Here is an 18,009-nt window from a genome sequence, read left to right on the forward strand (position 1 = left end):
ATCTTATTTTCTCTGCTTTTTATTTTACATAAAATAAGTTCAGAATATATAATTTTAGGTATATATTATACTAATAAAATGGAAAAGCAAAGATGTGTTGTAAAAATAACCTATTTAGCTATGAAGTATAAAAAACTATTAATTCATAATAACTTTCAAATGAGCTTACGATCTTAATTAATATCTAATTATATTAATATTTAATAAAGATGTTAAATGGAACGCAGAAAATTAGGGGGCAAAAAAACATGAAACAAATGAAAAACACACTAATGATATTTATAGTGGCAATTTTTGTAATGGCCGGAGTTTTAGGCAATGTTGTAGCAAAAGCTGAAGTAGTTAATTCAGTTACTCCAATAATAAATTATGTTGGAGTAGACCATTCACCGCTAGTAGTAGGAGATACTGAAACTTTTACAGTAACTTCATAAAAGTTTGTAGGTAAAGTACAATACAGAGCATTCCTTTTCGACGGCAAAACATGGAATGAATTAACCAGCGGATATAGCGTTGCAGTAGATGCTAAAACTCCATATGTATTACCAGAAACACCAGCATTTAAATCAGGAAAATACGAGTTATCAGTTTGGGTAAAAAGAGCAGGAACTCCATCATACATATTTAAAGAAGCGGGAACTTATATGGTTATTGTACACGCAAACACAGTTAATTCACCAACTTGGAAAAATTATATAGTTGGCAAAACAACGGGAGCCTATGAAGCATTTAAAACAATTATGGTAACTGTTAATGATTCATCAGTAGCTTTAGGAAAACCCGGAACAATAAATGCTATTAGTGATGGAACAGATATAACAAATAAGTTTACTGATAAATATTTTAAAAGTTATGTATATTCTCTGATAGGAAAAACTAGTCCGAGTCCAATACTTTATTCTGATGTGAAAGGCATTAAAACCTTAAGTTTCTATAGTGAAAATATAAGTAATTTATGTGGGATTGAGTATTTTAAAGCATTAACTGAGTTAGTTGTTCTAATAAGGTAGGAAGCGATTTAAGTAAAGATATAGTATTAGCTGATTTAACTTGTACTAATAATCAACTAACAACCCAGTAACTATAATGGTTACTGGGTTTGTTTTATTGTTTAATTTCTTTTTCTTCTAAATTAACATCACTAATGTCACTAGTCATATTGGACAGCTTATACATAATAGCCATCTCAGTGTTTGAAACGCCACTATTGCTTTTATTAGCATCTAATTGATTAATTGAATTTTTTGATTTTCCTAACTTATTTTTATTCATAATTATCTGCTCCCTTCAAAACAAAAATCACATTACATATATCAGATGCATTATATAGCTTAACCATTTTCTTAGAAAGTATGACTTAATACTTCATTTAAAAATATAGGAAGAAGTCAGTTAGAATTATAAAATAGCAGTTTATAATTGAAATAAAAAGTAAATACACTAATATAGAAAAAATAATATATATTATACCGATAATAGGGAAATATATATTATTATGTAATTACAAATTACAGGTTTTATGTTAATATATATGAAGAAATATTTTTTTGGATTATTCAAAATATTTATACAATATTGTAATATTTTTTATTAAAAATGAATTAGGGGGGACTTTATGAGTTTTAAAAATTGGAATCTTAGAAAAAAACATGAAAGTAAAGATATTGTGCAAAAGGAAAACAAAACTTCCAAACTATTCAAGACGATTAAAAGTATGAATATTAAGAAAGATTCTTTGGAATTACCAAACAATGATAACAAAGCAGTAAAATCATTTAAAAGTGGAACATCCAAAACATCTATAAAAAACAATAATAAAAAAGGTATTTCCATTAGAAAGAAAATACCACTTCTTATTGGTACATTAATAATTATATCCATGGTGGCGACCTCTGTTTTTACTTATATAAAGTCATCAACTATAATATTTGATCAAAGTAAAGCAGAAATGATGTCTGTTAATAAAGGAGCAATAGAAACTATTTCCGTTATGATAGAAAAGCAGCAAGCTCAAGTACAGGCCATATGCAATACTAAGCAAATAATGGAGATTATGAAATTAAAGGGTAAACCTGATGCAATTTCCTTGGGACAATATAAAAATGTGGTTAATGAAAATAATGACAAGTTTTCTGCATATATTTCTAATAATACAAATGTTGAAAGAGTTTTTTTAGTTGATGTAAATGGGAATATAATATCAGATAGTAATAAAGGGGCTATAGGAAAAAATGTAGCAGACCAAACTTATCATTCCATTAGCGCAAGTGGTGGACTAGCTGTAAGTGAGACTATGAAATCTGAAATATCAGGAAATGCGGTTATGGTTTTTACAAGCCCCGTGATAACTGAGGATAAATATGGTCAACCATTAGGTTACGTAGCAGTATCTGTATATGCAGAGAGCTTTTCAAAGTATATGAAAAATATAGGTGTATCTAATAGTAAATCAAGCTATGCTTTTTTAGTTGATGAAAAAGGAAAAATGTTATACCACAAAACCAAAGAAAAGATAGGAAAAGATGTTGAAAATGTAGTTATAAAGGCTATAGTGGATAAAGTTGTAAAAGGACAAAAGGTTGTAGCTGGAACGGAGCAGTATACTTTTGAGGGAGTTAAAAAGTTCTCCTCTTATGGAATTGTTCCAATTACAAATTGGACATTGGTTGTTACTGGAGATATGAATGAGATTAGACAACCGGTGAATAAAATGACAGAGGGGATTTTGATAATAGCAGCAATTATAGGTATATTTTCCATATTAATTGGATTGGTTGTATCGAATATTATAGTAAATCCATTAACAAAGGTAACACTACTAGTGGATAAAACTTCTAAATTGGATTTAAGCGAGGACAAGGGTATAGAGGATTTAATTAAAACTAATGATGAAATTGGGACTATATCTAGAGCTATAGTTAATATGAGAAAGACATTAAAAGATGTTGTACTTGATTTAATTGAGGCTTCAGAAAATATAACTAATAATGCTCTTACCGTTGAAGAACTTACGGATATATTAAAAGTGAAAGCAGAAGAGAGCTCTATTGAAACTGAAAGTCTATCAGCTGGAATGGAACAAACAGCAGCTACAGCGGAGGAAATTTCTGCTTCTTCAGGAGAGATGGAAAGCATGGTTAATACAATAGCCAAGAAAGCTTCAGAAGGATCTAATATAGCAGAAGGTATTGTTCAAAAGGCGATGGGAATTACTGTTTCTACTAAAGAGTCTAAAAAAGATACAGATAAGATTTATAATGATGTAAAGAAGCAATTAGAAGTTGCAATAGCAGGTTCAAGAGCAGTTGAGGAAATACATGGATTAGCAACCTCTATATTGCATATAACTAGCCAAACTAATTTATTAGCATTAAATGCTGCTATTGAAGCTGCCAGGGCGGGAGAAGCAGGGAGAGGTTTTGCAGTAGTAGCAGATGAGGTTAGAAAGCTAGCAGAGCAATCTGGAGCTACAGCAGCCAACATCCAAAATGTAGTTAAAGCTGTAAATGATTCTGTAAAAAATTTATCTAATAGTTCTACTAAAATGTTAAATTTTATGGATGAAGAGGTATCTCTAAATTATGAGATTATTATGGGTACGGGAAAAGAATATATGGATGATGCAGAAAATTTCAATAAATTTATGAAAGAATTTAATCAAACAGCACAACATTTGAATATATCAATAAATGGAGTTACTACTGCAATAAATCAAGTAGCAGGTACTGTTAATGAAGGTGCGGAAGGTATATCTAGTATATCAAGCAAGGGAATTGATATAGTAAGTAAAATGGAAGAAATAAAAAGCACTACCGGTGGAAATAAAATTAGTGCGGAAAAATTAAAAGATATAACCTCAAAATTTAAAATATAATAAAAATAGGACTGAAAGATTATTTCAGTCCTATTTTTTCGCCTAATGTTACAGAAGTTTCAAAACCTAATTTTGTTTGGGCGAGTATTTCTTCATTTATTTTTACAACGTCTTTTTTAAAGAATAGGATAACGGTGGAGCCACCAAATTTGAAATAACCTTTTTCCTCTCCCTTTGTAATTCGCGCATTTGGAGTATAACCTTGAATAATTGAGCCCACGCAAGTGGCACCAACCTCCATATAAATAACATCTGAAAAATTATCTGAGTGAAATATACTCCATTCTCTTTTATTCTGACAAAATAGTTTTTTTACATTTTTTAAGGCTATAGGATTTACAGAATAATAATGACCCTTAATTTTAGTTGTCTCGCCACATACTCCACTATCAATAAAATGAAACCTATGATAATCAGTTGGGCATAATCTAAAAATTAAGCAAGTACCACCATGATATAAATTGTATATTTCGTTATTTTCCACTAGTTCTTTAAGGGAATAAGTAAATCCTTTTATTTGAACCAAACCATCTAGGTCAATATTCTCATAAGCAGAGATTTTGCCATCACAAGGTGAAATTAAAACATTATCATCCTTAGGGATTATTCGACCAGCTGGATTTAATTCTCTTATAAAAAATTCATTAAAAGAGGAATATTGATCAGACGTCTTTTGGTACAATGACATATCAATATTGAAATCTTCAATAAAACCCTCAATTTTTTTACAACTTATTTTTGTGTCACAGTAATAACCATATAATTTTGAAAATAGCTTTTTCTTAAGTAATAACTCAACTAGTCCAATTCCTACAGGAGAGCAGTAAGACCAATTCAAATATTTTTCACCAGCTACCTTTTCGATTTCATATTTATTTTCTTTTCTATTGTAATATTTAATCATAAAATACCTCGTTCTTATAGTTTATAGTTTTCCAGATTTTATTATAGAAATTAATAACCAAAAGCCCATAAATGCTGCAGTTACAAAACCAGTTATACCAATAAGGGATATATTATATATTTTAGGGCCTATATTGGAATTTAAAATTGTAGAAGAACCTATAATCATAGAAGAAATAATAAGTCCAAAAACTAATCTGTTTATACCTTTATTTAACTCGTTTATAGGAGTGTTTAGGTTCTTATGCTCTAGTTGTAACTTGGCTCTTCCGCTTATTAGACTATCAGATAGTTCTATGATTTTTGATGGAAGTCTAAAGGAGTCTTTTATAAATGCATATGAACGGATAAGCAAAGTGTTAAGGTCTAAATCGGCTAATAGTGAAAATTTACTATTGGCTTTAACATAAGGTATAGCTATATCTATTATTTTTATATCTGGAGCAATACTTGCAATTACACCTTCTAAAATCACAAGGCCGCGTATTAGGAGTGTTAAATCACGGGGCAAACGGATATTGTTTTGTTTTGCTATATCAAAAATTTCAGAGAGCATAACTGAAACTTGGATATTGCTTAGCGATACTGAAAGGTAATTAATAAGAAGATAATCTAAATCCTCATATAGTTTATTTCTATCTACATATCCTTTTTTTATCCCTATAGATAAAAGAGCAGAAATCATTTTGTTTATGTCATTAAAAGCAACTGCAGATATCATATCGTTTAGCGTGGATTTTATAGAACTTGAGAGACTTCCCATAATTCCAAAATCGATAAAGCAAATTTTGCCTTCACATACAAAAATATTTCCAGGATGTGGATCTCCGTGAAAAAAACCATCTTCTAGCACTTGTTTTAAATAAGACAAAGCTAATTTTTTACCTAAATCATCAAGATCATAATGGCCGTTTTTCAGTTTATTCATATCATCTACTTTAAAACCATAAACTCGTTCCATAGTTAGAACCTTGGTACTACATAATTCGCAAACTACGTAAGGTACATATAAAAATGCAACATCCTTGTTGAAAGCTTTAAAAGTATTTATGTTTTTTGCTTCATTATTAAAATCAAGTTCAAGCTCCGTAATTAAAAGTATTTCATGTAAGGCTTCTTCTGGATCAATAAGTGCATCAGAAAATCTTGCCTTTGTAAGCTTTATTATGCGAACCAGTATAGAGATATCCAGTTTCATCTTTTCAGCAATATCTGGTCTTTGCACCTTTACTACAACTTCTCTACCGTCTTTTAATATAGCTTTATGTACTTGAGAAATAGATGCTGAGGCTAGTGGTTTTTCATTAAACTTTTCAAAACACTCAGTTGTTGATACTTTAAATTCATCAAAAAATACTTTGTTTATGGTTTCAATATTTTCTGGAGCAACATTATCTTGAAGCTTTGAAAGTTCTGCTATATACTCTGGGGATAACAAATCTGGCCTTGTACTAAGTATTTGGCCAATTTTTATAAAAGTAGGGCCAAGCTCTTCAAAGGCTTTCCTTAAATTTTCAGGGAGTTTATTTTTTTTATTAAAATTATAGTCTACAATATAGCCAAAGCCATAGGAACCAAGAACTTTAACAATTTCTCTAAATCTATTAACAGATTTTCGTCGCATTTTATACCTCACTTAAATCATCACCTGCAGTGCTGAAATGTTGTTAAAGTGAAAAGCCCTAGAGTTAATAGTAGGACTTTCATTTTAATTATAATATTTATTTATGGTAGGGTTATTTCCAAATGTGCTAACCTTTTATCTAGTTTATCAATATCTTCTTTAGTTGCAAAGTTCATTTCTTTTAGGAGTAAAACCATATCTTCCTTTGTAAGCGGGGTGTGCTCTTTTTTGAAAGTGGGACCTCCATCTTTTTTTTCTTTTACAGTTCTTTTTAGTTCTTCAGATAAATCTTTGCCCTCTTCAAAGGTTATCTTACCCTTTTTTACAAAATCATCTATTAGACTTGTAGCTTTCTCATAAGTGTAAGCTGCAGATCCAAGGCCAGCTAGGAAAAAATTCTTGATATCGTTACTCAATCAAAACACCTCCAATTAATAGTATATAATGTACATTATATACTATTTCATATATTAAAATACTAACAATAAATTAACACCCTCAATTTTTAATATTAAGGGCGTTATTTCACTATTATATAGGCTCACTTTTAGTTTCGTCTATAGCAACTCTTATATTTGATAAATCATTTAGAGCATCAAATATCTTAAACAAGAATCAAATGTGGTATATTAAGACATTATCATAAATGAATCATAAAAATTTAAGTTTTAAACATCCATAGGTTGACATATTTATAAAAGTGTAATACTATATTATAGTACAAATAAATATGCACCCGTAGCTCAGTAGGATAGAGCGTCCCCCTCCTAAGGGGAAGGCCGGAGGTTCGACTCCTCTCGTGTGCACCAGAAAAAGCTAGCAAAGTAATACTTTGCTAGCTTTTTCTTATTTCCTTGGAAATTAAAAAGCACATAAAATTTTTGAAAGAACATAAATTAAATTTTTTTATAACCCTTTTATAGTACAATAGAAATAACCAAAGTCCAAATTTAAAGCGAGGTTTTCACATGTTTAAAATAATGATAGTAGAAGATGATGTTAGGATAAAAGAAATATTGCTTGAAAATATAGTAAGATGGGGCTTTGATGGAAAAGCCGTTGAGAACTTTAATGAGGTGTTTGTAGAGTTTTCGAAATATTCTCCCCATTTAATTCTTATGGATATAAACCTGCCATTTTTTGATGGCTATTATTGGTGTGGTAAGATCAGAGAAATATCAAAGGTTCCTATTATATTTGTTTCTTCAAGAAATAATAATATGGATGTAATAATGGCAATTAATATGGGTGGGGATGATTTTATTCAAAAGCCTTTTTCACTAGAAATATTGATGGCCAAAATAAACGCATTGATAAGAAGAACATATTCCTACGCAGATGCGCAGACTAATGTGCTCCAGTATAAAAATATTGTTTTAAATATGAAGGATAACAGCGTATTTTTTAAAGATAAGAGAGTAGAACTTAGCAGAAATGAATTTAGCATTCTATACTTACTTATGAAAAACAATGGTAATTTAATAAGCAGAGATAAAATTATGCGAAGTCTCTGGGAGGATGAAAGTTTTGTTGATGATAATACCCTTACAGTGAACATTAATAGATTGCGTAAAAAATTAGAGAATATTGAACTGGAAGACCTAATTAAAACAAAAAAAGGGCAAGGGTATATAATACTATGAAATTTAGAAATTTTTTAAGGGACAGGATATTTTTAATTTTGTTTTATTTTATGTTGATGATATTTATTTCATCTGTAGTGTATTTTAATAATGTAGTAAAAATAAGTATTGAAAATATAGTCTATATCAATATAGTAGGTTTTATTATGTTTATACTTTACTTAATATTTGAGTATATAAAAAATAAAAGATATTATGATGTCATTAAATATATTATAGAAAACCAGGAAGAAAATAGTATTAATTCTTTGCCTAAATCATTAAATTATGAACAAAAGCTATATGGAGAACTTCTTATGAAGGTTAATGAAGAATTTAATTTAAAAATCAATGAATTATATGAAGCAAAAAAAGAAAATGCAGACTTTATAAATTCCTGGGTTCATGAGATAAAAACACCTATTTCTGCATGCAGATTGGTTATAGAAAATAGTGCGTATAAGTCTAAGGAGGAAACCTTAAGTAACCTAGAAGATGAAATAGATCACATAGAGAATTATGTTGAACAAGCATTATACTATTCACGATTAGACAGCTTTTCAAAGGACTATTTAATAAATGAAATAAATATGCATAGTCTAATTATGGGAGTTGTAAAAAAACATGCAAAGGAGTTTATAGGTAAAAAAATAAAGATAGAAATAAATGACTTAGAATTTACTATAGACTCAGATAAAAAGTGGCTTTTCTTTATTCTAGATCAGATTTTATCAAATTCATTAAAATATACAGGTAGCAATGGACTTATAAAAATCAGTGGAACATTAAATTTGAATGGAAAGCAGCTTATTATTGAAGATAATGGTATTGGAATAAAAGCTGAGGATATTCAAAGGGTTTTTGATAAAGGATTTACTGGATATAATGGACGAGAAGATTTTAAAGCTACAGGCATGGGACTCTATTTATCAAAAAATCTTGCCACAAAGCTTGGACATCACATAACTATTGAATCTAAACCTTCTAAATTTACTAGGGTAACAGTTCATTTTCCAAAGCTTATAGATTATTACAGGGTTACAAGCTAAAAATATGGTTTGTAGCCTTATTTTTTTAAAACTTACAACAATGTAAGTTTTAAGGTCACTTTGTAACCTTATACAATGGATTGAATACTTGGTTTGTTATAAGATTTAATTGTAATAAGCGAAAGGTCTTAACGACATTTCAGCACCGCAGGTGATGATTTAAGGAGGAAATATAAATGGAAAATGTATTAGTTGCCAGAAATTTAAAAAAGGTATATGGCTCAAGGGGTAATGTTTATACTGCTTTAAATGATATAAACCTTGAGATAAAAGAGGGAGAGTTTATTGGAATAATGGGTCCCTCAGGTGCAGGGAAAACTACATTGTTAAACATTATATCAACTATAGATAAGCCAACTTCAGGAGTAGTAACTATTGATAAGGAAGATTTAGCAAAAATGAATGAAGACAAGTTAGCTTCTTTTAGAAGAGATAAATTAGGTTTTATATTTCAAGATTTCAATTTGCTTGATACTTTAACTTTAAAAGAGAATGTGGTACTTCCTTTAGCACTTGCTAGAGTAAACATAAAAGATATTGAAGAACGGGCTAGTATTATAGGAACTACTTTAGGTATAAAGGATATATTTAATAAATATCCTTATGAGGTATCTGGTGGACAAAAACAAAGAGCGGCTGCTGCTAGAGCTATTATTACTAAACCAAAACTTATATTAGCGGATGAACCTACAGGAGCCTTAGATTCTAAGTCTTCCACTGAGCTTTTGCAGGCTCTAAGTGATTTAAACCAGGTTCAGAAAGCTACTATTATGATGGTAACTCATGATGCCTTTGCTGCCAGCTATTGCAAACGAATAATATTTATAAAAGATGGTTCCTTATTTACGGAGCTTGTAAAGGGCACAACGACGCGAAAAGAATTTTTTAAAAAAATACTAGATGTGCTGGCTGCCTTAGGCGGTAACTTTGATGAAGTAACAATTTAACTTAGAGAGGATGTGATAAAGATGACTTTATTTAATATTACTTTTAGAAACATAAAAAGAAATTTTCATAACTATTTAATATATTTTGTATCCATGGTATTTTGTATAATGATTTATTATACTTTTACATCTATAGAATATAATAAACAGGTTGCGGACTTAGCAGCGGATTCTATGAAAGTAAGTACAGCTTTTAATGCAGCTTCAATTGTCATAGCAGTTTTCGTAGCTATGTTTATATGGTATTCAAACTCCTTTTTTACTAAAAAGAGAAAAAAGGAAGTAGCTTTATACTCCATGCTGGGAGTTAAGAAAAAGCAGATAGGAAGAATGTTGTTTTATGAGAATCTAGTAATGGGAGCACTGGCCCTTGCTTGCGGCATATTAATAGGAACTTTATTTTCAAAGCTATTTGTAATGATTTTAATTCATATTATGAGCTTTGATGTAAATGTTAAATTTGCTATATCCTTAAAGGCTATTATTAGTACAATTGAAGTATTTTTAGTAATATTTATTATAGCATCTGTCCATTCCTATACACTAATTTATAGATTTCAGCTTATAGAATTGTTTAAATCAGAGAAGGTGGCACAGAAGCAACCAAAAGCCTCACTAGTATTAGCTCTACTTTCAATAATTTTTATTGGAACAGGTTATTACATGGCATTAACTTATAAATTTGATAACTTAGCTATATTGATAGTTATACTAGTTAGTACAGTAATTGGAACTTACATGTTTTTCTCTTCCTTGATAATATTTATAGTTAAACTTTCTAAGAAAAATAAGGTTAAATATTTTAGAGGCTTAAACATGATAGGTACTTCTCAACTTTTATATAGAATAAAAGCGAATGGAAGATCTTTAGCTACTATTGCGGTGCTTAGTGCTACCACCATTACGGCTATGGGAACTGCAGCATCACTTTATTATGATCAAGTAAATAGTATAGATAAAGTGACCCCTTTTAGTTATGATTATAAGAGTAATGGAAAAAGTATGGATGAACAAATTAAGCAAATCATAAATAAGTATCCCAGTAATAAAATTAAAAGTTCTACGAATAGTGAATTTATGATTATAGATAGTAAATGGCCTGAGTTATCGAAGATGGAATTGCATCCAGTAACAAATTCAAAATCCTTTGTTATATCAGAAAGTACCATGAAAGAATTATCAAAAGCACGAGGAATGGATTACAATATATCTTTAAAGTCAGATGAAGTTCTTTTTTTTATGAGTATGTATTCAGATAAGATAATGGAAAATCCTGTGGGAAAGAATATAGAACTTAAAATAAAGGGAAAAAAAGTACCATTAAGAATAAAATATTTTAAGGAAGGACTTTTAACCAATGTACTTTCTATAAATAACGTACATATGCAGGATACTGTAGTCGTAACGGATGACATTTACAGTAAATTATATGATAAAGATAAGGTTGTAAAAAGCACATTCATAAACATTGAAAATCAAAGGGAAAGTAAGGACCTTACAGCAGAAATAGACAGAACTTTAGGTGGTAATGCCCTATCGTCATATTATGGATGGTACAGGGATACTATGACTAACATGGGTATTATAATATTTTTAGCTTCCTTTATAGGTTTTGTATTTTTGATTTGCACAGGAAGTATAATATTTTTCAAACAACTGTCAGAGGCTGGCGAGGATAAAGAAAGATACGACATACTAAAGAAAATCGGTGTAAAAAAATCAGAGATAAGAATTTCTATAGCAAGGCAGATGGCCTTTATATTTGCGCTACCCTTAATCATTGGAATAACACATAGTATTATTGCATTAACAATTCTGCAAATTGTACTTAGTTCAAGCTTAGTATATCCAGTATTTATAACTGTAGGACTATATACTCTAATTTATTTAATATATTATATACTAACAGTTAATTCTTATTGCAAAATAGTAGATGCAAAAGCATAGATGTAAATGCTAAAATAAATGTATTGAAAGTCTGACAGTTTTAAAGTATAATAATTACTAAAGAATAATCATTAAACAATAAAGGGGTTAACATGATAAAAGATTTTATGCATGAATCATTAGAAGAAGCGAAAAGATCATTATTTTTAAATGAAGTACCTGTAGGTGCAGTTATAGTTAAAGATAACAAAATAATTGCTAGAGCACACAACCTCCGCGAAACGCTTCAAGATGCAACTGCTCATGCGGAGATTTTAGCTATAAAAAAAGCCTGTGACGTCTTAGGCACTTGGAGATTAACAGGATGTGATATGTACGTAACCCTAGAACCTTGTCCTATGTGTGCAGGAGCTATATTACAGTCTAGGATAAGTAAATTATACATAGGAATCTTTGATCCTAGCGTAGGGGCTTGTGGTTCAGTTATAAATCTTATTCAAAATGATGCATTAAATCACTGGACAGAAATAAATTGGTTATATAACGCGGAATGTGGAAATTTATTGACTGATTTTTTTAAAGATAAAAGATAAAGTGAAAGGAGATAAATATAATGGATGGGAATATAAATAATGAAATAATGGATAAACTTACAAAGGTATGTTTATGTAAGGCTATACCAAGATCTACAATAAAAAAGGCTATTCAAAATGGCGCAACAACGCTAGAAGAGGTTCAAAAAGCTACAGGAGCTGGGTCAGGTGGATGCAAAGGCCATAGGTGTACTCCTAAGATAGAGGAACTCTTAAAAAGTCAATTGGAGAACTAGTCACATAGGTTAAGAAATATATATTAAAAGCGAAGCCAAGTGGTTTCGTTTTTGTTTTTTGAAGATTATTTATTGTAATATGGCTTAAACTATAAAATAAAAGTAGAATTAGCATAAAAAAATATTTTTTATGTATTGACAACGATATCATAATATACTAAAATGAACACAAGTGAAAGCAAATGAAACTAAAACAAATACAAACGAACATTAATGTTATTCCAAATATGATAAAAGGAAGTTTTTAAATTATGTTTGCCGAGGAAAGAAAATCGAAAATATTAGATATTTTAAATAAAGATGGGAAGGTAAAAGTATGTGAGTTATCCCAGATATACGAAGTGTCAGAAGTTACCATTAGACGTGATCTTCAAGAATTAGAAGAGGCAGAACTTATAAAAAGAGTACATGGTGGAGCGGTATTAAATGATAATACTAAATTTGAACCTACTTTTTCAGAAAAGATAGATAAGTTTTATGATGAGAAAGAATCTGTAGGAAAGCTTGCAGCATCCATGATAGTAGATGGGGAGACAATAGTTTTAGATGCAGGTACAACTACTCTTAACATTGCCAGGCATATAGCAGCTAAAAATGTAACGATTTTAACAAATTCTGTGGATATAGCTTTTGAACTTGCTAAAAAACAGAATGTGGAAGTAATTGTTACTGGTGGTACATTGCGATGGGAAACTAGAGCACTGGTAGGACCTGTAGCAGATAATACATTTAAAAATTTCAAGGTAGACAAAGCATTTATAGGCGTTAATGGTGTATGCATTATTAATGGACTTACCACACCAAATGTTATAGAAGCTAGCACTAAAAGAGAAATGATAAAAATAGCCAGGAAAATTATAGTAGTATGTGATCATACTAAGTTTAACAAAGTTTCCTTTGCTAAAATTGTTGACCTAGATAGTATTGATACAATTATTACAGACAATCAATTAGATGACGAATTAATAGAAAAGTTTGAAGAAAAAGATGTAAAAGTTATCAAAGCAAAATAAATTGGGGTGATAAAATGATAATAACAGTTACTCTAAACCCAGCTTTAGACAAAACTATTGATATAGACGGATTTAAAATTGATACTGTCAATAGAATTGTGTCTACAAGAGTTGATGCTGGAGGTAAAGGCATCAATGTATCTAAAGTTATTAAGGAGTTAAAGCATAAGAGTATAGCCTTGGGTTTTTTAGGTGGAAGCAGTGGAAATCAAATAAAAAATTATTTGGATGATTTAAATATTGACAATAATTTTTTAACTGTAAAAGGAGAAACTAGAACTAATTTAAAAATTTTTGATAAGGTTAATAATACATATACAGATATAAACGAAAATGGACCTAGGTTAGGAGAAAAAGATATCACTAATATAAAACAGGAAATTATGAAACATTGTAAAGATGATTCTATAGTAGTTCTTTCAGGTAGTGTGCCAAGTGGAGTGAGTACTTCCATATATGCTGACATAATTAAAAGCATAAAAACCAAGGGTGGTAAGGCTATATTAGATGCAGAGGGGCAGCTGCTAATGCAAGGAATTAAAGCTGGTCCATATATGGTAAAACCAAATATAGACGAACTTGAAAAAGCATTTGATATAAGCATTAATAGCGAAGATGAAGTTATTGAAACTGCAAAAAAAATATTAGAGCATGGAGTAAAATATGTAGTGATTTCATTAGGCTCTAAGGGGTCCATATTCATAAGTGACCATAAAGTAGCAAAAGTAACAGGTATAAAGGTAGAAGTTAAGAGTACAGTGGGCGCTGGTGACTCTATGGTTGCAGCAATGGCTGTAGCGGTTCAGGAAGACTACAGTTTTGAGCAAGCTATAAAACTAGCTTGTGCAACAAGTACAGCTAATGTAATGACGGAAGGAACACAAACAGGAAGATTCCTTGACATAGAGAAATTGAAAAAGGAAATAACTATAAATTATATAACGAAAGGATACTATGGTATTTAAAGCAGCTATAGCTATTCCACATGGTGGTATATTTATATTATTGATTCCAAATGCAGTTACTAATGTGGGTGCATATATATTATCCATAGTAGTTGGTACAGTAATAACGGCTCTTATGATTTTATTATTGAAAAAAGATATTATTGTTAAAGAAGTAAATTAATAATTAATTTAGGAAGCGCTAATGAATTTAATCATTGTTTATACATGTGCAATAGGGTAAAATATATATATAATTTTAAAAATAACTTAGTTTTAGGAAGAATCTAAGATGAAAAGGAGATGTCTTTATGTACGAAGCAGAAATTGTGTTAATGAATGAGCAAGGTTTGCATGCAAGACCAGCAAGTATTGTGGCTAAAAAAGCATCTAAGTTTGCTTCACATATAACTTTAATCAAAGACGATAAAGAGTATAATGCAAAAAGTATAATAAATATATTAAGTATGGCAGCTTCAAAAGGTGATAAAATTAAGATTGTAGCGTCTGGAGACGATGAAAAAAAAGCAGTAGAAGAATTAAAAATAGTAATTGAAAAAGAAATCGTAGAACTTTAAAAAATAATGGTTTATAAAGAATCATATATAAAGTAATATTCACTCCTAGGCTAGTAAAATACTTAAATTTACTGCAAGGAGTGAATTTCGCTTATAAGGAGGTTATTTAATGAAAGGCATTGGAGTTTCACCTGGAATAGTAATAGGAAAAGTACTATTAAAAGAAGAAAAGAAGATCATTATAGAAAAAAAAGATATTATAAATTATAAAGATGAAATTAAAAGATATAAGGTGGCTATGGAAAATAGCAAGAGTGAAATTCAGGACATATATAATAATGTGTTAAAAAGTATGGGTGAAAAAGAAGCTACCATATTTGAAGCTCATTTAATGATCCTGGAAGATCCAGAAATGCTTCAGCAAATCGAGAAAAAAATTCAAGATGATAAAGTTAATGCTGAGTGGGCACTAAAAGAGATTTCAGAAATGTTTATAGCTATGTTTGATGCTATGGATAATGAATATATGAAAGAAAGAGCAGCAGATATAAAAGATGTAACAACAAGACTTATGAAAAAATTATTAAATATAGAGGATGTTAACTTTGCACAATTAGCTAATGAAGTTGTAATTGTGGCGCGTGACTTAACTCCATCTGATACATCACAGATAGATAAAAAAAAGGTTTTAGGTTTTATAACGGAAATTGGTGGAAGAACTTCACATTCCGCTATAATGGCTAGAACTTTAGAAATACCAGCAATAGTTGCAGTTAAGGATATAACCAGTATTGTTAAAAATGGAGATTTAATTGTTTTTGATGGTGAAGAAGGGTTAATATACATTAATCCAGAGGAAAAAATAGTAAAGCTTTATGAAGAAAAAAAAGAAGAATATAATAAATCTCAAAAAGAACTAGATTTATTAATAGGAAAAGAAAGCATCACTACTGATGGAATAAAAGTAGAATTATCTGCAAATATTGGAACACCAAAAGATTTAGAGAGTGTTTTAAATAATGATGGTGAAGGTATAGGATTATATAGGTCTGAGTTTTTATATATGGATAGGGCATCAGCACCAACAGAGCAGGAACAGTATGAAGCCTACAAGGAAGTTGCGCAGAAAATGAAAAACAAACCTGTGGTTATTAGAACACTAGATGTTGGTGGCGATAAGGAATTAGATTATTTAAATCTGCCCAGCGAGATGAATCCTTTTTTAGGATATAGAGCTATAAGAGTTTGTTTAGATAAGGTAGATATATTTAAAACTCAATTAAGAGCTATACTAAGAGCTAGTGCCTATGGAAATATTAAAATAATGTTCCCAATGATTTCAAGTATTGAAGAATTAAGAGCAGCAAAGGCAATTTTACAGGGAGTAAAAAATGATTTACATAAAGAAAATATAGAATTTAATGAAAAGTTAGAAGTAGGAATTATGATAGAGATACCTGCAGCTGCTATTATTTCTGATTTGTTTGCGAGTGAGGTAGACTTTTTTAGTATAGGAACTAATGATCTTATTCAATACACAACTGCAGTAGATAGAATGAATGAAAAAATATCTCATTTGTATAACCCATTTCATCCTGCATTACTAAGGCTAGTAAAAATGGTTATAGATAATGCTCATAAGGAAAATAAATGGGTGGGTATGTGTGGAGAAGTAGCAGGAGATCCTAAACTAATTCCTATTTTAATTGGAATGGGACTTGATGAATTCAGCATGAGTCCTATATCCATCTTAAGAGCAAGAGGGATTATTAGAAATATATCTCAGGAAAAAATGAGAGATTTAGCGCAGCAAGTTGTTAATCTTCCTACAGCTACGGAAGTTGAGAAATTCATAGAAAAAAATATAAATCTAAAAAATTAAAACAAAAAAACAAAAATGAAATTCTAAAATTTTAGAATTTTGTTTTTGTTTGCTTGTATTTAGTAGTTTGAGCAAAGCATAAACAGTGATATAAAAGGAGAGAACAATTATGGAACCAATAGCATTCAATATATTTGGATTATCCGTTGCATGGTATGGTGTTTTTATTGCAACAGGAATGATGGTTGGAATTTTATTAGCTAATTTTACGTCTAAGCTAAAAAGTATTGATTATGATGAACTTTTAAATATTATATTAATATCTTTTCCTATAGCTATTATTGGAGCTAGAGCCTATTATGTAATATTTGAGTTTGATCAATATAAAGATAACCTAATAGAAGTATTCAATACACGTCAAGGTGGGCTTGCTATACATGGGGGAATTATATTTGGTATGTTAGCTGCAATAATATATACGAGATATAAAAAAGAGAATTTTCTGCAATTTGCAGATGTAGCCGCACCATCTATAATTATTGCACAGGCTATAGGCAGATGGGGAAATTTCTTCAATAGTGAGGCCCATGGTGGACCAGTTACTAAGGGATTTATAAGTAAATTTCCGGAGTTTATACAAAATGGAATGCTAATAGATGGAGTTTATTATCATCCAACCTTTCTTTATGAATCAGTATGGAATGTTATAGTATGCTTATTATTAATTTATTTATTGAAAAAGACATTTAAACATGGAACTGTGTTTTTTACCTATATAGGATTATATTCCTTAGGAAGATTTTTTATAGAAGGACTCCGAACTGATAGTTTAATGTTTGGAAGTATAAGGGTGGCACAATTAATAAGTTTAGCGGGAATTGCACTATGGATTATATTCCTTGCAATTAATTATAAAAGGAAGACATTGAAATAATTTCAATGGTTGGGATAAGTTTCAAAAATATTTAAATAAAAAA

At 29.9% G+C, this 18,009-nt stretch carries 19 protein-coding genes and 1 tRNA gene; 16 read left to right on the forward strand and 4 right to left on the reverse strand.

From position 1 onward, the window contains the following. Positions 1-248: 248 nt before the first annotated feature. The gene (locus tag G9F70_RS00145; RefSeq protein WP_164947166.1) at positions 249-434 is read left to right on the forward strand and encodes a hypothetical protein; all 186 of its coding nucleotides are present in this window, start codon (positions 249-251) and stop codon (positions 432-434) included. 210 nt (positions 435-644) lie between these two features. Beyond that, a complete protein-coding gene (locus G9F70_RS00150) occupies positions 645-1,010 on the forward strand; it encodes a hypothetical protein (protein ID WP_164947167.1) in 366 nt (121 codons plus the stop codon). Between the two features lie 94 nt (positions 1,011-1,104). Here the strand turns inward: G9F70_RS00150 and G9F70_RS00155 are convergent, their stop codons facing one another. Continuing rightward, positions 1,105-1,272 (reverse strand): hypothetical protein, encoded by a 168-nt coding sequence (locus G9F70_RS00155; protein ID WP_164947168.1) that lies wholly within the window; start codon positions 1,270-1,272, stop codon positions 1,105-1,107. 343 nt (positions 1,273-1,615) lie between these two features. On the opposite strand from G9F70_RS00155, the gene G9F70_RS00160 reads away from it, so the two are divergent. Beyond that, a complete protein-coding gene (locus G9F70_RS00160; RefSeq protein WP_164947169.1) occupies positions 1,616-3,874 on the forward strand; it encodes a methyl-accepting chemotaxis protein in 2,259 nt (752 codons plus the stop codon). A 19-nt stretch (positions 3,875-3,893) separates the two neighbouring features. On the opposite strand, the gene G9F70_RS00165 is transcribed toward G9F70_RS00160, so the two are convergent. The 3 genes from G9F70_RS00165 to G9F70_RS00175 form a co-directional block, all read right to left on the reverse strand. Beyond that, complete coding sequence (locus tag G9F70_RS00165; protein WP_164947170.1) at positions 3,894-4,778, reverse strand: phosphatidylserine decarboxylase; 885 nt, start codon at positions 4,776-4,778, stop codon at positions 3,894-3,896. Positions 4,779-4,799: 21 nt separating this feature from the next. Next, positions 4,800-6,401 carry an ABC1 kinase family protein gene (locus tag G9F70_RS00170; protein ID WP_164947188.1) on the reverse strand — a complete coding sequence of 534 codons (1,602 nt, stop codon included), beginning with the start codon at positions 6,399-6,401 and terminating at the stop codon, positions 4,800-4,802. Between the two features lie 101 nt (positions 6,402-6,502). Then, positions 6,503-6,817 (reverse strand): phasin family protein, encoded by a 315-nt coding sequence (locus tag G9F70_RS00175; protein ID WP_164947171.1) that lies wholly within the window; start codon positions 6,815-6,817, stop codon positions 6,503-6,505. 316 nt (positions 6,818-7,133) lie between these two features. Between G9F70_RS00175 and G9F70_RS00180 the strand changes: the two genes are divergently transcribed. The 13 genes from G9F70_RS00180 (at position 7,134) to lgt (ending at position 17,966) form a co-directional block, all read left to right on the forward strand. Continuing rightward, positions 7,134-7,210 (forward strand) — tRNA-Arg (locus G9F70_RS00180). 159 nt (positions 7,211-7,369) lie between these two features. Next, on the forward strand, positions 7,370-8,044 hold the full coding sequence (locus G9F70_RS00185; protein WP_164947172.1) for a response regulator transcription factor: 675 nt from the start codon (positions 7,370-7,372) through the stop codon (positions 8,042-8,044). After that, positions 8,041-9,072, forward strand: coding sequence for a sensor histidine kinase (locus tag G9F70_RS00190; RefSeq protein WP_224617361.1), 1,032 nt, complete (start codon positions 8,041-8,043; stop codon positions 9,070-9,072). Before G9F70_RS00185 ends, G9F70_RS00190 begins: the two co-directional genes overlap by 4 nt. Before the next feature lie 176 nt (positions 9,073-9,248). Then, positions 9,249-10,019 carry an ABC transporter ATP-binding protein gene (locus G9F70_RS00195; RefSeq protein WP_164947174.1) on the forward strand — a complete coding sequence of 257 codons (771 nt, stop codon included), beginning with the start codon at positions 9,249-9,251 and terminating at the stop codon, positions 10,017-10,019. Positions 10,020-10,040: 21 nt separating this feature from the next. Continuing rightward, positions 10,041-11,966: an FtsX-like permease family protein gene (locus G9F70_RS00200; protein WP_164947175.1), complete on the forward strand. Its 1,926-nt coding sequence runs from the start codon at positions 10,041-10,043 to the stop codon at positions 11,964-11,966. 92 nt (positions 11,967-12,058) lie between these two features. Beyond that, entirely contained in the window at positions 12,059-12,499 is a 441-nt protein-coding gene (locus G9F70_RS00205; protein ID WP_164947176.1) for a nucleoside deaminase, read from the forward strand. A 20-nt stretch (positions 12,500-12,519) separates the two neighbouring features. Then, entirely contained in the window at positions 12,520-12,735 is a 216-nt protein-coding gene (locus tag G9F70_RS00210) for a (2Fe-2S)-binding protein (RefSeq protein ID WP_164947177.1), read from the forward strand. Positions 12,736-12,986: 251 nt separating this feature from the next. Beyond that, positions 12,987-13,748 carry a DeoR/GlpR family DNA-binding transcription regulator gene (locus G9F70_RS00215; protein ID WP_164947178.1) on the forward strand — a complete coding sequence of 254 codons (762 nt, stop codon included), beginning with the start codon at positions 12,987-12,989 and terminating at the stop codon, positions 13,746-13,748. 14 nt (positions 13,749-13,762) lie between these two features. After that, complete coding sequence (gene pfkB, locus G9F70_RS00220) at positions 13,763-14,713, forward strand: 1-phosphofructokinase (RefSeq protein WP_164947179.1); 951 nt, start codon at positions 13,763-13,765, stop codon at positions 14,711-14,713. Next, on the forward strand, positions 14,703-14,876 hold the full coding sequence (locus G9F70_RS00225; RefSeq protein ID WP_164947180.1) for a hypothetical protein: 174 nt from the start codon (positions 14,703-14,705) through the stop codon (positions 14,874-14,876). The genes pfkB and G9F70_RS00225 overlap by 11 nt, the downstream gene beginning before the upstream one ends. A 127-nt stretch (positions 14,877-15,003) precedes the next feature. Next, positions 15,004-15,270, forward strand: a complete 267-nt coding sequence (locus G9F70_RS00230; protein WP_164947181.1) for an HPr family phosphocarrier protein — start codon at positions 15,004-15,006, stop codon at positions 15,268-15,270. Between the two features lie 109 nt (positions 15,271-15,379). Next, complete coding sequence (ptsP, locus tag G9F70_RS00235) at positions 15,380-17,092, forward strand: phosphoenolpyruvate--protein phosphotransferase (protein WP_164947182.1); 1,713 nt, start codon at positions 15,380-15,382, stop codon at positions 17,090-17,092. Positions 17,093-17,201: 109 nt separating this feature from the next. Next, positions 17,202-17,966, forward strand: coding sequence for a prolipoprotein diacylglyceryl transferase (gene lgt / locus G9F70_RS00240; protein ID WP_164947183.1), 765 nt, complete (start codon positions 17,202-17,204; stop codon positions 17,964-17,966). The last annotated feature ends 43 nt before the right edge of the window (positions 17,967-18,009 follow it).

Source organism: Clostridium sp. FP1 (assembly GCF_011065975.2).
Classification (GTDB): Bacteria; Bacillota; Clostridia; order Clostridiales; family Clostridiaceae; genus Clostridium_AD; species Clostridium_AD tagluense.

Bases quoted from the DNA above. Each gene is read 5' to 3' on its own strand.
- G9F70_RS00170 (WP_164947188.1), bottom strand. From the start codon at position 6,401: ATGCGACGAAAATCTGTTAATAGATTTAGAGAAATTGTTAAAGTTCTT.
- ptsP (WP_164947182.1), top strand. From the start codon at position 15,380: ATGAAAGGCATTGGAGTTTCACCTGGAATAGTAATAGGAAAAGTACTA.
- lgt (WP_164947183.1), top strand. From the start codon at position 17,202: ATGGAACCAATAGCATTCAATATATTTGGATTATCCGTTGCATGGTAT.
- G9F70_RS00150 (WP_164947167.1), top strand. From the start codon at position 645: ATGGTTATTGTACACGCAAACACAGTTAATTCACCAACTTGGAAAAAT.
- G9F70_RS00165 (WP_164947170.1), bottom strand. From the start codon at position 4,778: ATGATTAAATATTACAATAGAAAAGAAAATAAATATGAAATCGAAAAG.
- G9F70_RS00160 (WP_164947169.1), top strand. From the start codon at position 1,616: ATGAGTTTTAAAAATTGGAATCTTAGAAAAAAACATGAAAGTAAAGAT.
- G9F70_RS00185 (WP_164947172.1), top strand. From the start codon at position 7,370: ATGTTTAAAATAATGATAGTAGAAGATGATGTTAGGATAAAAGAAATA.
- G9F70_RS00145 (WP_164947166.1), top strand. From the start codon at position 249: ATGAAACAAATGAAAAACACACTAATGATATTTATAGTGGCAATTTTT.
- G9F70_RS00225 (WP_164947180.1), top strand. From the start codon at position 14,703: ATGGTATTTAAAGCAGCTATAGCTATTCCACATGGTGGTATATTTATA.
- G9F70_RS00200 (WP_164947175.1), top strand. From the start codon at position 10,041: ATGACTTTATTTAATATTACTTTTAGAAACATAAAAAGAAATTTTCAT.
- G9F70_RS00195 (WP_164947174.1), top strand. From the start codon at position 9,249: ATGGAAAATGTATTAGTTGCCAGAAATTTAAAAAAGGTATATGGCTCA.
- pfkB (WP_164947179.1), top strand. From the start codon at position 13,763: ATGATAATAACAGTTACTCTAAACCCAGCTTTAGACAAAACTATTGAT.
- G9F70_RS00210 (WP_164947177.1), top strand. From the start codon at position 12,520: ATGGATGGGAATATAAATAATGAAATAATGGATAAACTTACAAAGGTA.
- G9F70_RS00230 (WP_164947181.1), top strand. From the start codon at position 15,004: ATGTACGAAGCAGAAATTGTGTTAATGAATGAGCAAGGTTTGCATGCA.
- G9F70_RS00155 (WP_164947168.1), bottom strand. From the start codon at position 1,272: ATGAATAAAAATAAGTTAGGAAAATCAAAAAATTCAATTAATCAATTA.
- G9F70_RS00205 (WP_164947176.1), top strand. From the start codon at position 12,059: ATGATAAAAGATTTTATGCATGAATCATTAGAAGAAGCGAAAAGATCA.
- G9F70_RS00190 (WP_224617361.1), top strand. From the start codon at position 8,041: ATGAAATTTAGAAATTTTTTAAGGGACAGGATATTTTTAATTTTGTTT.
- G9F70_RS00215 (WP_164947178.1), top strand. From the start codon at position 12,987: ATGTTTGCCGAGGAAAGAAAATCGAAAATATTAGATATTTTAAATAAA.